Annotated in this window: 12 protein-coding genes; 4 read left to right on the top strand and 8 right to left on the bottom strand. The window is 69.0% G+C overall.

Going from position 1 to position 14,383, the window contains the following annotated elements:
* From ACFQ36_RS14085 to ACFQ36_RS14075, 3 genes are all read right to left on the bottom strand, one after another.
* A partial coding sequence (locus ACFQ36_RS14085; protein ID WP_377014613.1) for a CapA family protein occupies window positions 1-1,017 on the bottom strand: 1,017 nt, incomplete at its 3' end.
* Window positions 1,018-1,111: 94 nt separating this feature from the next.
* Window positions 1,112-1,549 (bottom strand): hypothetical protein, encoded by a 438-nt coding sequence (locus tag ACFQ36_RS14080; protein ID WP_377014611.1) that lies wholly within the window; start codon window positions 1,547-1,549, stop codon window positions 1,112-1,114.
* 29 nt (window positions 1,550-1,578) lie between these two features.
* Window positions 1,579-3,501 carry a primary-amine oxidase gene (locus ACFQ36_RS14075; RefSeq protein WP_377014609.1) on the bottom strand — a complete coding sequence of 641 codons (1,923 nt, stop codon included), beginning with the start codon at window positions 3,499-3,501 and terminating at the stop codon, window positions 1,579-1,581.
* Window positions 3,502-3,626: 125 nt separating this feature from the next.
* Between ACFQ36_RS14075 and ACFQ36_RS14070 the strand changes: the two genes are divergently transcribed.
* The 3 genes from ACFQ36_RS14070 (at window position 3,627) to ACFQ36_RS14060 (ending at window position 7,028) form a co-directional block, all read left to right on the top strand.
* Window positions 3,627-4,223 (top strand): TetR/AcrR family transcriptional regulator, encoded by a 597-nt coding sequence (locus ACFQ36_RS14070; RefSeq protein ID WP_377014607.1) that lies wholly within the window; start codon window positions 3,627-3,629, stop codon window positions 4,221-4,223.
* A 199-nt stretch (window positions 4,224-4,422) separates the two neighbouring features.
* Window positions 4,423-5,352 carry a helix-turn-helix domain-containing protein gene (locus tag ACFQ36_RS14065; protein WP_377014615.1) on the top strand — a complete coding sequence of 310 codons (930 nt, stop codon included), beginning with the start codon at window positions 4,423-4,425 and terminating at the stop codon, window positions 5,350-5,352.
* Between the two features lie 194 nt (window positions 5,353-5,546).
* The gene (locus tag ACFQ36_RS14060) at window positions 5,547-7,028 is read left to right on the top strand and encodes an APC family permease (protein ID WP_377014605.1); all 1,482 of its coding nucleotides are present in this window, start codon (window positions 5,547-5,549) and stop codon (window positions 7,026-7,028) included.
* Window positions 7,029-7,178: 150 nt separating this feature from the next.
* On the opposite strand, the gene ACFQ36_RS14055 is transcribed toward ACFQ36_RS14060, so the two are convergent.
* The 3 genes from ACFQ36_RS14055 to ACFQ36_RS14045 all read right to left on the bottom strand — a co-directional run bounded on the left by ACFQ36_RS14055 (window position 7,179) and on the right by ACFQ36_RS14045 (window position 10,789).
* Window positions 7,179-8,564 (bottom strand): MFS transporter, encoded by a 1,386-nt coding sequence (locus ACFQ36_RS14055; RefSeq protein WP_377014603.1) that lies wholly within the window; start codon window positions 8,562-8,564, stop codon window positions 7,179-7,181.
* A 170-nt stretch (window positions 8,565-8,734) separates the two neighbouring features.
* The gene (gene hpaB, locus ACFQ36_RS14050) at window positions 8,735-10,189 is read right to left on the bottom strand and encodes a 4-hydroxyphenylacetate 3-monooxygenase, oxygenase component (RefSeq protein WP_377014601.1); all 1,455 of its coding nucleotides are present in this window, start codon (window positions 10,187-10,189) and stop codon (window positions 8,735-8,737) included.
* 57 nt (window positions 10,190-10,246) lie between these two features.
* Window positions 10,247-10,789 carry a flavin reductase family protein gene (locus tag ACFQ36_RS14045; protein ID WP_377014599.1) on the bottom strand — a complete coding sequence of 181 codons (543 nt, stop codon included), beginning with the start codon at window positions 10,787-10,789 and terminating at the stop codon, window positions 10,247-10,249.
* 199 nt (window positions 10,790-10,988) lie between these two features.
* Between ACFQ36_RS14045 and ACFQ36_RS14040 the strand changes: the two genes are divergently transcribed.
* Window positions 10,989-11,711: an IclR family transcriptional regulator gene (locus tag ACFQ36_RS14040; RefSeq protein ID WP_377014597.1), complete on the top strand. Its 723-nt coding sequence runs from the start codon at window positions 10,989-10,991 to the stop codon at window positions 11,709-11,711.
* 4 nt (window positions 11,712-11,715) lie between these two features.
* Here ACFQ36_RS14040 and ACFQ36_RS14035 read toward each other — a convergent pair whose 3' ends face one another.
* Window positions 11,716-13,011, bottom strand: a complete 1,296-nt coding sequence (locus ACFQ36_RS14035; protein ID WP_377014595.1) for an MFS transporter — start codon at window positions 13,009-13,011, stop codon at window positions 11,716-11,718.
* A gap of 126 nt (window positions 13,012-13,137) precedes the next feature.
* A partial coding sequence (locus ACFQ36_RS14030; protein ID WP_377014593.1) for an SbcC/MukB-like Walker B domain-containing protein occupies window positions 13,138-14,383 on the bottom strand: 1,246 nt, incomplete at its 5' end.

Here is a 14,383-nt window from a genome sequence, read left to right as displayed (position 1 = left end):
CAGCCACTGGGCGTCGGCGGCGCCGGCCCGCTGCAGCCGCATCCGCCGGGCCTGCACCGGCACCATCCGCAGGCCGCGCAGCTCGTGCGTCCGCAGGTCGAGGGCCAGGAAGTACAGCAACCGCAGGTCGTCGCGGAACTGCTCGTAGCCACGGATGCCCTCGTAGTCATTGACCAGGTCCCCGCAGCCGTACAGCACCGGCCGGCCGCGGTAGAGCTCCATGGGGCGCGGGTGGTGCGACGAGTGTCCGAAGACGACGTCGACGCCGCCGTCGACCAGCCGGTGCGCGAACCGGACGTGGGCCTGGGGAACCTCGTAGCCCCAGTTCGATCCCCAGTGGACGGAGACCACCGCCAGCCCGCCAGGGTGCCGGGCCGCCTGCACGCGGGACGTAATGAGGTCCGCACCCGCATCGGTCGGCCCGGCCAGGAACGCCACGCCCGGGCGGTCCGGACCTGCGGCGTTGCCGCGTTCGACACCGCTTGAGTCCATCCCCACCGCCCAGACCTGGACCTGCCCGCCGGCAAGGACCGCAGGCTGCCAGGCCTGGTCCGCGTTGCGCCCGGCGCCGGCGGTACGCACGCCCGCGGCATGGAGGACATCAAGGGTTTCCTCGAGGCCGCGGATCCCGAAATCCAGGACGTGGTTGTTCGCCAAGGTGCAGGCGTCGATCCCGGCAGCGGTCAGGCAGCCGATATTGGCCGGGTGCATCCGGTAGTGGATGCCCTTGCCGCGGGCGTAGTCGCCGCTGACGGTCACGCTGGTTTCCAGATTGACCACGCGCAGGTCCGGGGCGGCGTCACCGAGGATCCGCAGCGCATCGCCCCACGGCCAGCCAAAGTCCACCGGCCGCGGGATCGGACCGTTGGCCGCTTCGGCCAGCGCAACGTAGTCCCGGGCGTCACGCACGTACGGCTCGTGCAGCTTCGGCTCGCAGGAGCTGGGCAGAATCTGGTCCACTCCCCTGCCGGTCATGACGTCGCCGGCCAGGAACAGCAGGATCGTGCCAGAGCGCATCCGCACCACCCATCCACTCTAGCCCTGCCGCGTCCGGAAACGACGGCGGCGGCTTCCCTGCCGGGAAGCCGCCGGGTCCAGACGGGACCGGTGATCAGGCAGCGGACACCGGCCGTGCCGCAGCCAGGCGCAGCCGGCGCAGCCAGGACGCGGCCAGCGCCGCGACCGCCAGCTCGAGCGCGATGATGGCCAGCATCGGCCCCGCCGATCCCGCCAGATGCGCTGACGCCAGCTGTCCGGCCGCACCATGGTGGCCGTGGGTGCCGGCGGGCGGAAGCGCTGCGGCCGTGACCAGCACCAGGTGCAGCCCGGCCATGCCCGCGGCCGACCAGAGCAGCATGGCTGCCGGATGGGCTGCCCCGTGCCGCCACAGGGTGAGGGCACAGGGCAGGCAGTACGCCGCCATCAGCAGCATCACCGTGCTGAGCCACCAGGCGTGGGCGTGGCCGAAGGCCATCCAGACATGGGCGGCCACCGACCCCAAGGCCACCGCGGCGCACAGCCGCGGGTGCGCCGTCGTCACCGTCCGCATGCTCCTGCCCCTTCCGCAGCCAGTCCCGGTCAGCGGTGGCAGTGTCCGCCGGCCGGCTTGCTCGCCGGGACGTCCAGCACCGGGCTGCGGTCGAAGAAGCCGTCCGGGCGCAGCTTGAAGCCGACGGTGTCCACCGGCATGATCGGCCAGTCCTCCACGCGGGGGTAGTGCGTCAGGCCGAAGGTGTGCCAGACGACGATGTCCTCGCCGTCGATGCTGCGGTCCTGCTGGATATAGGCAGGCAGCCCGGCGCCGCCGGCGTGCTGGTTGACGAAGTCGCCGGTCGGGTAGCGTTCCTCTTCGGCGAAGCGGGTCACCCACAGGTCCTTGGTGGCGAAGGCCGCACGCTTGGCCACGGAGGAGCCGGGGTCCGCCAGCAGCATCGGCTGGCCCTGCGGGTAGAGCTTGTAGCCCACGGGTTCGCCCAGCCGGTTCAGGGACTGCGGGTTGGAAATGTGCCAGGTCCGCCCGGCGGCCATGTCGGCCTCGCGCACACCCTCGGACTCGGTCCTGAGCACGGTGCGCTTACGGGTGAAGGCGTTGCCGCGCGGGTTCTCCCCGCTCACCGGCACGCGCACCGCTTCCTCTTCCTCCACGCGGTTGGCGAACCCGTCCAGGGCCATGTCCAGGCGGGCGCTGAAGAGGTGCTGGTGGAACGGGGCGCCCAGGCCCGGGGCCATTTCCGAGGCGTAGCGGTAGCCCTTGCCCGGGTAGGCGCTGGTGAAGACGATGCCTGTTGCCTTGGCCTCGAATTCGATGGTGCCGTCCAGGTAGAGGTACCAGTAGAAGCCGTAGTCGTAGTTGCCGATGGTGGTAAAGAAGGAAACCACCATGCGGCGGTTGCGCCGGGTGTAGTTGATGCCGGTCCACAGGTCCGAATGCTTGGCCAGGATGGACCAGTCCTCCTCGTGCATGCAGATGCCGTTGCGGATCTCGCGCGGATTGCCGAAGCCGTCGGCGATCACCGGGGACAGGTACGTGATCTCGCCCAGGCAGTCGCAGCCCAGTTCCAGCGAGTTCGCGTACTGGCCGACCAGGTATTCGCCGGTGTCGAAGTAGTTCTGCCAGGAGCGCACCGGGGACGGGTCGCCGTAGGGCACCACCATTTCGGCGATCGAGGCGCGCTTGATGATCGACCGCTTCCGGTCCCCGTCCTGGAAGGCGATATTGTGCAGCACCACGCCCTCGCGCACGTCGAAGCCGACGTCGAAGCTCCATTTCTCCCACTCGATGTGGTTGCCGCCGGTCACGGTGAAGCTGGGGCCCTCGGGCTGGGTGATGCTGATCGGCTTCTGGGTTTCGCGCAGCGGGCCGGTCAGCTCCGGATCGGTGTAGTTGCCGTGCTCGGCCGGTACCGGGACGGGGCCGAAGTCCAGCACCTGGTCCACGCTCTTGTTGACGATGTCCACGTACGCCACCAGCCCGTCCACCGGGTGCGCCCAGGCGCTGTCCTCGGGGAAGTCCTGGTAGAAGGCCAGGCCGCGCAGGATGCGGCGGCCCTTTTCCTCGGGGTACTCGAACACGCCGGCCGACAGGGGTGCGACGCGGACCTTGGCCACGTCGAGATTGCGGTCGGCGAGCGCCTTCAGCCAGCGCTCGTCCCGGGCCAGGATCTCCTCGACGACGGCGAATTCCTCCTCCAGCACCGGCAGTTCGCCGGTTTCGCCGGTGTGCAGTTCCCGTACCGACTCGACCCTGCCCTCGGTCACCGACACCGTGACGTCCTTCGGGGCCCCGCCGGAGATGTCGTGCAGGAAGGCCCGAAAGCGCCGCTGGACCGGGCCTGCCCCGTCCTCCGCGGAACGGCGCGGCGGATCCACCAGGCCCAGGTAGGCGAAGCGGATGTTCCCTCCGGCCAGGCCGGCGTCGGCGAGGATTTGCCGGACGCGGATGATCTCCTCGGCCGTCGCCAGCGCGTAGGCGGAGGCAAGTTGCGTGGATGAGGTTGTCATGGCTGCCCTTTCGAACGGTCGGCGCCTGCCGGAACCCCGGCAATAATTTTCTATGACTGTAGAGAATAGCGCTCCGTAAGATGGATCACAAGCGTTTTTCTACAAAAGGTTCGGAAAGGGACAGCATGCCGAAGATCGTCGACCACGACCAGCGCCGGGTGGAGCTGGTCAACGCAACGTGGCGGATCATCGCCCGCCTCGGCATGGAAGGGGCCACCATGCGGGAAATCGCCGCCGAGGCCGGCTTCGCCAACGGCGCGCTCAAGCCCTATTTCCCCACCAAGGACGAGCTGCTGACCTTCGCCTTCGGACATGTTTTCAACCAGACCAACCAGCGGATGGCCGCAGCCACCGCGGGGCTGGAAGGCCTGGCGGCCCTGAGGGCCTACTGCCACGAGATCCTGCCGCTGGATGAAACCAGGATCAGCGAGGCCCGGATCGTCATCCCCTTCTGGCAGAAGGCCCTGACCGACCCGGCCAAGGCGCGGCTGCACGAAGAGTCCATGGAACAGTGGCGGTCCGCCCTCCATGACCACCTGGCCCAGGCCCGCACGGCGGGCGAGGTCCGGACCGCCGCCCCGGACGAGGACATCGTCGGTTTCCTGATGACGTTCGTCCTGGGCGCGCAGATCACGGCAGCGCTGACACCTGCGACCCACTCCCCCGCCCAGCTCACCGCCCAGCTGGACAGCTACCTGCAGCTGCTGTCCACCGGCTCATAGGTGCGCGGGCTCCGGCATCGCGGCACAGCCGGCACCCCGCCCCGGAAACTTTATTCACCAAACGTTGAAAAAAGATGACAGCGGCGGGAATCCGGGCTACATTGGAGGCATTGTGACGCACGGCACTTCACTTCTGCAGCAGGCCCGCACCGCGGAATCCGCTCCGGCGCCGGCCCCCGGGCCTGCCGGAGCATCCGGGGTGCAGACCGCCCTCGCCGGCAGCTTCGCCGAGTGGCGGAACCTGGTCAACGCATCCTTTGTCCCGCTCGAAGTCCACACGGACTCGGCCGAGGGATTCCGCGGACGCATCCGTTCCCGCGTGCTGGATGAGCTTTCCATCGTCGAAGTCACGGCCAACGGCCACCGCGTGCTGCGCACCCCGTCGCTTATTGCAGCCTCGGACCGGTTGTATTTCAAGCTCAACCTCCAGCTGGCCGGCCACGGGCTGCTGGTCCAGGACAACCGCGAGGCCACGCTGCGCCCCGGGGACCTGGCGGTCTACGACACGCACCGCCCGTACACCCTGGGCTTCGGCGAGGATTTCCGGACGCTGGTGCTGATGTTCCCGCACGATGCGCTGGACCTGCCGGCCGAGGCGGTGTCCCAGCTGACAGCCGTCAGGCTGGCCGGCGACACCGGCCTGGGCCGGATGGTCAGCCCGTTCATGGCACAGCTGGCCGAAAACCTGGACGCCCTCTCGGGAAGCAGCGGGCGCCGGCTGGCGCACAACGCCGTGGACCTGGTCGCCACCATGTTCGAAAGCGAACTGGACGCCCGGCGCGAACCTGCCGCCGGCGGCCACGGGGAACTGGTCACCCGGATCCGGCGCTACATCGAGGCCAACCTTGGGGATCCGGAGCTCTCCCCTGCGGACATTGCCGCGGCCCATTACATCTCCACGCGGCACCTGCACAACATCTTCGCGGCTTCCGGCAGCACCGTGGCCAGCTGGATCCGCACCCGCCGGCTGGAACGCTGCCGCCGCGACCTGCGCGACCCCATCCTGGCCGACCGGCCCGTCGGTGCCATCGCCGCCCGCTGGGGCTTTGTCGACGCCGCCCACTTCAGCCGCATCTTCCGCAGCGCCTTCGGCGAGCCGCCCAGTGCCTACCGGCGCGGCGACCGGTAGGGGCGGCTGCGCCCGACATGCCTGCGCCTCCGCCTGACGGCCGCGCCTCCGCGCGGCGCCGGCGCACCCTGGTCGAGGACCGGAGTGCGGACACGTGTGCACGGTTCGTCAACAGCAGTACCGCCAATGGCAAGTGATCTGCGCCATAGCCTGCGACAATCGAACCATCTTTTATTCTCCCGCTGGAGGTTTTAATGTCACAGGAACGAACGGTGGCGCGGCAGGCAGGCACGGACGCGGGCCTCGGCAGGCGCACCCTGGGCGTACCGGCCCTGGTCTTCATGATCATCGCCGCCTCGGCGCCGCTGACCGTGGTCGCCGGCGGCACCACCAGCAATTTCGCCGTCACCGGCGTGCTGGGCATTCCACTCTCCTTCATTGTCCTCGGCGTCTGCCTGGCCCTTTTCGCCGTCGGCTACGCGGCCATGAGCGCCCACATCCGCAATGCCGGGGCGTTCTACGCGTACATCTCGCAGGGCCTCGGCCGGGCGGCGGGCGTGGGGGCCGCCTGGGTGGCGCTGGTCGCCTACAATGCCATGCAGGTGGGCATCTACGGCCTCTTCGGCTTCGCCTCGGCCTCCTTCATCGGCAGCAAGCTCGGTACCGAGGTCCCGTGGTGGGCCACGGCGCTGGCGGGCTTCGTCCTGGTCGGCTGGCTGGGCATCAACAAGGTGGACCTGTCCGCCAAGGTGATTGCCGTCCTGGTCGGCCTCGAGTTCCTCGCCGTGCTGGTCTTTGACATCATCGCCATGGCGGTGGCGCCCGAGGGCCTCTCCGGCGCCTCGATGGATCCCGCAAACCTCTTTACCGCCGGCGTGGGCGCGGCCATGGCCTTCAGCATCGCCGGCTTCATGGGGTTCGAGTCCGCCGCCATCTACAGCGAGGAAGCCAAGGACCCCAAGCGCTCCATTGCCCGGGCGACCTACATCGCCGTCGCCGTCATCTCGCTCTTCTACGCCTTCTCCGGCTGGGCAACCACGATTGCCACCGGTCCCGGCCAGATCGTCGCGAAGTCCCGGGAACTGGGCCCGGACCTGGTGTTCGTCTTCCTCAACCAGCACGGCGGCATGCTGATCGCGGACATCACCCAGGTTCTGTTCATCACCAGCCTGTTCGCGGCGTTGATCGCCTTCCACAACGCGGTGGCCCGCTACGTTTTCTCGCTCGGCCGCGAGGGCGTCATCCCCCGGCGCCTCGCCCACGTCAATCCCCGCACCTTCGCGCCGGTGGCCGGCTCGCTGTCCCAGTCCGGGCTGGCCCTGGTCATGCTGATCATCTTCGCCATCGCGGGCACCGGATCCGAACTGGGCGCACTGTACCCGGTGCTGACCTTCTTCACCTGGCTGACCAACACGGGCGCCTTCGGGCTGGTCCTGCTGCTGGTGCTGATCTCGGCGGCCGTGATCGGCTACTTCCGCAAGCATGGCGAAGGCTACTCGCTCTGGACCCGCCTGTTGGCGCCGGCCCTGGCGGTGCTCAGCCTGGGTCTGGTGTTCGTCCTGATTGTGGTCAACTTCAATGTCCTGATCGGGACCGAGGGCCCCTCCACGCTGTCCTGGCTGCTGCCGGCCCTCGTGGTGGTGCCGGGCATCGCAGGGGTGGCCTGGGGCCTGTACCTGAAGTCCGCCCGGCCGCAGCTGTACGCCGGCATCGGCTACGGCGGCGAGCAGGACTGACGCCCCGGCAGCTGCCGGGGCCACCGCCACAGGCCGGTACAGACAAAGGGCGCACGCGGAGGGTTCCGCGTGCGCCCTTTCGCCCGGTTCCCCGTCCGTCCGACGGCGGACCGACGGCCGGGTGCCCGGCGCAGCCGCCTCAGGAAGCCGTCACTGGGCGGCTTCCGGATGGGTGCGCAGGTACTCCTGATGGGCTTCCTCCACCCGAAGGTTGGCGCCCCTCGTCTCCTTCACGACGGAGACCGCTATGAGCGAGACGATGCACAACGCGGCGATGTAGATTCCGATGCTGACCGTGGTGCCCGTTTCGGCCAGCAGCAGTTCGGCCACCAGCGGAGCAAAGGCGCCGCCGAGGATGGCACCGATGGCATAGCCGATGGAGACGCCGGAGTAGCGGACGTTGACGGGGAACATCTCGGCATAGAGCGCCGACTGCGGTCCGTAGGACAGGCCCAGGCCGATGGTCAGCACGAAGGCCGCGACCGCGAACCAGAGGATGTTGGCCGTGTCGATCAGCAGGAACATCGGAACCGCCCACACCAGCAGCAGGGCGTAGCCGATTTGGAAGGTGCGGATCCGGCCGAGTCTGTCCGAGATCATTCCGCCGAACAGCGTGAAGATCAGCCAGCCGAACGCTGCCACGATCGTGGCCAGCAGCACGGGGCCCCGGTCCATGCCCAGGCCGCCCGCCTGGACGGGCCTGGTGGCATAGGAGGAGAAGAAGGCGATCAGCAGGTAGCCGGCCGCGTTGTTGGCGATGAAGATCAGGGCGGTGAGGATGACTTCCTTGGAGTTGTGCCTGAACAACTGCCCCAGTGGTGTGGCCGACTCCTTCTTCCGCAGCAGCATTTCCTTGAAGACGGGGCTTTCGTCAACGGCGCGGCGGATCAGGTAGCCGACAACGATGAGCAGCACCGAGCACAGGAACGGGATGCGCCAGCCCCAGGCCAGGAACGCTTCCTGGCTCATGGATGACGTGGCGATGAACATGACGGCGGTGGCCAGGATCATGCCGCACGGGACGCCGATCTGCGGATAGGCGCCGAAGTAGCCGCGGCGGTCGCGGGGGGCGTGTTCGACGGACATCAGGGCAGCACCGCCCCATTCGCCGCCTGCCGAGAAACCCTGCAGGATCCGGAAGAGCACCAGCAGGATCGGAGCCCACACGCCGATCTGGGCATAGGCGGGCAGCAGGCCGATCAGCGTGGTCGCCGCGCCCATCGTCACGAGGGTGAACACGAGCATCTTCTTGCGTCCGAGCCGGTCGCCGAGGTGCCCTGCGACGATGGCCCCCAGGGGTCGGAACAGGAAGCTGATGCCCAGCGTCGCCCAGGAGATGATCTGGGCCAGGGCAGCATTCTCCTCGGCCAGCGGGGCGAAATAGAGGCCGGCCAGCACCAGGCCTGCCGCCTGGGCGTAAATGAAGAAGTCGTACCATTCGATGGTGGTACCAACCAGTGTCCCGGCAAGGACCTTGCGCTCCTCCTGCCGGGTGGCCTGCGGGAGCGCGCCTGCGGGTTCTTCTGTTGTTGACATTGGTTCCTCCGGTGCATCGGCTGAACAACGGATCATTTACCGACAGAACGGCCGGTTATACGACAAATGCCACGTATATGCACTGTAACGCAGAACACACCGCCGGACCTACCGGGGGTGTGTTCTGCATGGGCCGGCCCGGCGGGCGCCGGAGGGCCGCCCTGAAGGGCTTAGTCCTCGCGGGCGAGGAATTCGCGGATGCGGGCGCGGGCGGGTTCGCGGTCGTAGCTGTTGACCAGCGCGCCGGCCATGCGGACCGGATCGCCGAAGAAGAAGTACTCGTACAGCGACTCGCGTCCGGAGAAGCCGGAGATCGAGGCATCGAACGCCAGCTTGAACAGGCGCACGCGCTCGGGGCCGGTCAGGGTCTTGGCCTGCAGGTACTTCTCGATGTCGGCGCGGGCCTCGCTGTTGACATCCGCCTCGCCGGGCAGGGCCATCAGGCCGGAGGCGGAGAACTTGCGGATGATCTGCGGGAACCGCTGAGCAATCTTCGGGTACCAGTTCCGGGCCGCGTTCAGCGTGCTCCAGCGCGGGAGCATGATGCCCTCGTCGTTGAGCTCGGCGTCGGCCTCGGCGGCGCGGATCAGCGCCTTGCCGATTTCGACGTCGATGATCAGCTCGGCGAGGTCCTCCTGGATGTGCTGGAAGCCGTCGATGCCGATGGAGGCGGCCAGCTCGGAGGCCAGGCCCAGGTAGAAGGTGCTCTTGGCAACGGTGCGGGTGACGACCTGGTGAGTCATCAGGGCCCCGGCGCCGGTCTCCGCGTACCAGGAGTTGCACAGGTCCGGGCGGCCGAGCATGAAGATGCGCTCGTTGGGCACGAAGACATCCTCGAAGACGACCACCGCGTCCATTTCCTCGAAGCGGGACGCGAGCGGCTCATCGTGGACGCTGCCGCCGTTGTACAGCGAGGCCCGGCAGAGGTAGCGCATTCCGGGGGTATCGTTCGGCAGGGCAAAGGCGTAGGAATACGGGGCGTCCTCCGGGGTGCCGCGCAGCAAGGTGGAGGGGAAGACCAGCAGTTCATCGGCAATCGGGGCGATCGTGGCAAGCATGCGGGCACCGTTGATGATGATGCCGTCCTCGCGCTCCTCGGTCACGCGGGCAGCCAGCTGGCCGCCGAGCTGCTCGGAGCCGGAAACCGAGCGGTTGACCTGCGGGGGGATCAGGGTGTGGGTGGCCAGCAGGTCGTTTTCGCGGGCGTACTCGTAGTACTTCTCGATGCGCTCCCCGAAGACCGGGTCCGCCTTGGCGAAGAACTTCCTGGCCGTCGACAGCGCAGTCAGGGAGGAGTTCATATAGTCGCCGGAGCGGCCCAGGAAGCCGTTGGAGAACTCTGCCCAGGTGGAGATGGCCTTGCGGCGCTTCTCCAGGTCCTCAATGGAGCGGGGCACCAGGAAGGAGGCGTTGACCAGGTCGCCGGTGGTCGGCGAGGTGTAGGTCAGGGCCTCCTGGTACTTCGGGTCATGCTGCATGTCGAACAGCTTGGCGTAGGTCCGGGCGTTGTTGCGGAACATCGGGTGTTCGGCGATCTTCTCGGAGACGACCTCGCCGTTGATGACCACATGGGGGTGCATCGAGTTGAGCTTGTCCAGGTACTGCTGTCCGGTACGGATGCCCATTGTCTTTCTCCAGGTTTCGTCGGTGGATCGGTGGTTCTGCGCGGTCCCGGGACTGCCCTAGAGCAGTTCCTCGATGCCGAGCCGGCTTTCGGGAATCGTGGTGAAGCTGCTGTTGGCGAAGCCCAGGGCGTCGCCGCTGCGGTAGTTGAAGTCGACGACCTCGCCCAGGTACAGGGTGTGGTCCCCGCCGTCGTAGGCGGCCCAGGGCTTGCACTCGAAGAAGGCGAGGACATTGCTCAGCCGCGGCGCGACCCCGCCCTCGACCCAGACCGGCTCATCGGAGGGCTTGCCGGCAAAGTGCATGGCCAGCGCGCGCTGCTCGGCCCCGAGGATGTTGACCGTGAACGGGCGGCCTTCCAGCTCGTCGTGGGCCTTGGTGGACCGGGCAATGCCGACCAGCACCAGCGGCGGCTCCATGGAAACCGAGGTGAACGAGTTGACCGTGATGCCGTGGCGCTTGGTCACGCCGTCGAACGTCACGATCGCCACCCCGGTGGCGAACCGTCCGAGGCTGCCGCGGAAGTGGTGCTCCCGCGGCCGCAACACCTTCGGCGGAATGCCGGCCGGGGCCGGAACACCCTGGTTCGGAGTAGCAATCATCAGCTGGTCCTTAACTGTCGGTCGTAACGCCGGATCGGTCCCGGAACCCGGTTCCGTCCCCATGGGCATCCGACTGCGTCCCCGCGTGAAGTTCTATAGTTGAACATTGCGTCCTGATATAGAACAATAAGGGAATGTGAGCACGGGCACAACTCCCTGTGTGGAATTTCTCAACATGATGTCTCCAAAGGATGACCAGATGCCCTCCAGCGAAGCTCCCGCCAAGTCCGGCGCGGCCCATTCCCAGACGCTCTCGCGGGGTATCCGCGCCCTCGAAATCCTGGCCGATGCCCCCGCGCCGATGACGATCGCCGAACTGTCGGCCGCACTGGGCGTGCACCGTTCCATCGCCTACCGGATCCTGCGCACGCTGGAGGACCATGCCCTGGTCATGCGCGACCCGTCCGGGCGCGTCCAGGCAGGCCCGGGGCTGGCCGCGCTGGCACGCGGCGTCTCGCGCGACCTCCAGTCCGCGGCGCTGCCGGAGCTCACCCTGCTGGCCAACCAGTTGAAGATGACGGCGTTCATTGCCGTTTGGGACCAGCATGACTGCGTCACCTTGGTCACGGTGGAGCCGCGCCATGCCGGCGCGACCCTGGCCCAGCGTCCGGGGACGCGGCATTCCTTCAGCGCCGGGGCTCCGGGCATTGCGATCCAGTCCGCCTTGAGCGAAGAGCAGTGGGAGCGGCTGGCCCCCGGCCAGCAGTACCGGCCCGAGTCGCGTGCGGCCGCCGGCCTCGGCTATGCGGTCAGCCACGACGAGGTCATTCCCGGAGTGTCCTCCGTGGGCGCACCCATCCGCATTCCGGGACAGCTGCCGGCGGCCATCGCCGTCGTCTACATCCACGCCGACATCGGCAATGAGGAAATCGGCCAGGCGCTCGTGCGCGCCGCCGCCAGTATCGAGGCCGAACTACGCTGACGGCTCAGGAACAGCGCCGGCCCATCACCAGGGCGCACAGCAGGCTCAGCAGCAGCATGGCCGCCGCTGCGCCCGCGGCGACCAGGAAGGCCCCGGCGTGCCCGTGGGCCTGCGCGGCTCCACCGGCCAGCGCGGCGCCGAGCGCCGACCCCAGGACGACGCCGCTGGCCAGCATGCTCATGACGGTGCCGAGGCGGTGGGCCGGGGCCAGCATGGCGCCGAGGCTGTAGATCGTCACCATCGCCGGGCCCACCGGCAGTCCGGCCGCCAGCAGCGCGGCAACCATGGGCGCCGGGGACTGCGGCAGCAGGAGCAGCAGGGTGAAGGCCAGCAGGGCGGCGGCGCTGAGGATCCACCGCCAGGTGTGCGCGAAGCGGTCCGGCCAGAATGCCACGCTCAGGGCGGTGGCCGCCGAGCTCAGGCCCAGCAGCGCGTACAGCAGTCCCGCGGACTCGGCGGCATCAAAGCTGCCGCCGAAGGCACTGAGCCCGTTCTGGGTGGCGCCGAAGAACGCGCCCATGGCCGCCATCCCCAGCACTGGAAGGGCCGCCGGGACCAGTGCGGCCAGCCGGAGGCGGCCCGGCCGCGGCGGCCCGGAGTGCGCCCTGCCGGCCGCGGGGCCCACGGTGCGGTGGGTGGGGTGGAGGGCAAACGCGGAAACCATGGTGAGGGTCAGGACGGCGGCCACGGCAAAGGCAAGCCAGGGTGCCACAAGCGCCGCGAGCAGGCCGACCAGCGCCGGGCCCAGCACGAAGGTCAGCTCGTCCGCGGTGCTTTCATAGGACAGCGCGGTGTCGCGCACCTGAGGGTGCCCATCCGTCATGGCCATCCAGCGCACGCGGGCCAGCGGGCCCACCTGCGGGCAGGTCAGGCCCATCAGCAGCGCCGCGGCCAGCACGACACCGGCTCCGCTGCCGGCAAATCCGGGCACGAAGCGGACCACTGCCAGCAGTCCGGCGATGGCGAGGCTGTGTGCTGCCGCGGCAACCAGCAGCACCCTGCGCTGGCCCTTCCGGTCGGCCAGGTAGCCTTGGCCCGGCGCACCGGCCGCGGCCCCGATCCCGACCGCCCCGGCGGCCATGCCGCCCAGGGCGTAGGAGCCGGAGGCCGTAGTAACCAGGGTCAGCGCCCCGACGGTAAGCATGGCCAGCGGCAGGCGGGCCAGGAAGCCGACGGGCTGGAAGGATCTGCCGGCGATTTCGGGCAGCCGCCGGTAGCGGCCGAACAGGCCCGCAGGCCGGGTGGCCGGGCCATCCGTCGCGGGAGCTGCGGAGGTGGCGGAAGAAGAGGAAGTAGTCATGGCAATCCGGTAGCGTGAACCGCGCATCGTCCCGCCTCCCGATGCGCACAACCCGGATAACGGACCGATTCTACCAGCCCGGACGGCTCCGGCCCTTCCGCAGTGAGCTGCGCGAGGTCCGGAGCGTTAGCCGGCTTCCGCGAGCACCAGCTCCACGGTGGATCCCCGCCTGCCCTTGGACACCCGCAGCTGGGCCGGGATGCGTTGCTTCATTTCCGGCACGTGGCTGACCAGGCCGACCACCCGGCCGCCGTCGCGCAGCCCCTCCAGAGCGTCCATGACCTGTTCCAGTGCCTGCTCGTCCAGGCTGCCGAACCCCTCGTCCACGAACAGCGTTTCGATGTCCACGCCGCCGGCCTCTGCCTGCACCACATCGGCCAGCCCCAGCGCCAGGGCCAGCGAGGCCATGAAGGACTCGCCGCCGGAGAGCGTGGCGGTATCCCGGCGCTGGCCGGTCCAGGCGTCGTTGACGTGCAGGCCGAGCCCCGACTTCTTGTTGCCCGACTTCGAATCGTCGTGCACCAGGGTGTAGCGGCCGTCCGTCATGGTGCCCAGCCGCTCCGAGGCTGTCGCCGCGATCTGTTCCAGGCGGGCGGCCAGCACATAGGTGGTCAGCGTCATTTTCCGCTCGTTCTCGCCCAGTCCGCGCACCGTGTCCGCCACGGACTGGATCCGCTCGTAGCGCTCCCGGGCCGCGTCCAGCGCCGCCGTGGCTTCGGCCAGCCGGGGACCGTAGGACGCCAGCTGCCGGTCCGAGGCCCGGAGCACGCCGCTGCGGACCTGCAGGTCCCGGACTTCCTGCTCCAGTTCGGAGGCCCGGCGGCGCAGCTGCCCGAGGGCGTCCGCGTCCGGCAAGGCCAGGCCCGCCTCCCGGTCCCTGCGGGCACGGACTACCCGTTCGGAATCCTGCAACAGCTGCAGCCGCTGTCCGAGCAGGGTATGTTCCTCGATGACGGCCTGCACCGCCTGCAGGTCCGCGGTCGAGAGCAGGGCCGCGCGGGCCTGTTCCTCGCCGTCGAACGCGGAGCCGGCGATCGCTGCGGCCAACTCGGCGGTGCTGCGTTCCAGCGCGGCCGCCGCATGGCGGCTGGCGGCCAGCGCCTTGATCCCCTCGCCCAAGGCCGCGCAGAGCTCTGCCAGTCCGGCGGCCTGCTCGGCCAACGTCCTGCCGGCGGGCGCGAGCGCAGCCAGCTTGCGGGCGAGTTCTTCGCGCTGTCCCTGCACTGCCTTTAGCTCGGTGCCCGCGGCCGCGTGGTCGATGTCCAGCCTGGCCGCCTGCCGTCCAAGTTCCTCCAGTTCCGCGGCGGCCGCCGCGGCCTCGGCCTCCAGCCGCTGCCGGGCCTGGTCCGCCTGCTGCGCCGCCTCCAGCGCT

Source organism: Arthrobacter sp. GCM10027362 (assembly GCF_042679445.1).
Taxonomy (GTDB): Bacteria; Actinomycetota; Actinomycetes; order Actinomycetales; family Micrococcaceae; genus Crystallibacter.
This window is presented reverse-complemented; position numbering and strand designations above follow the sequence as displayed.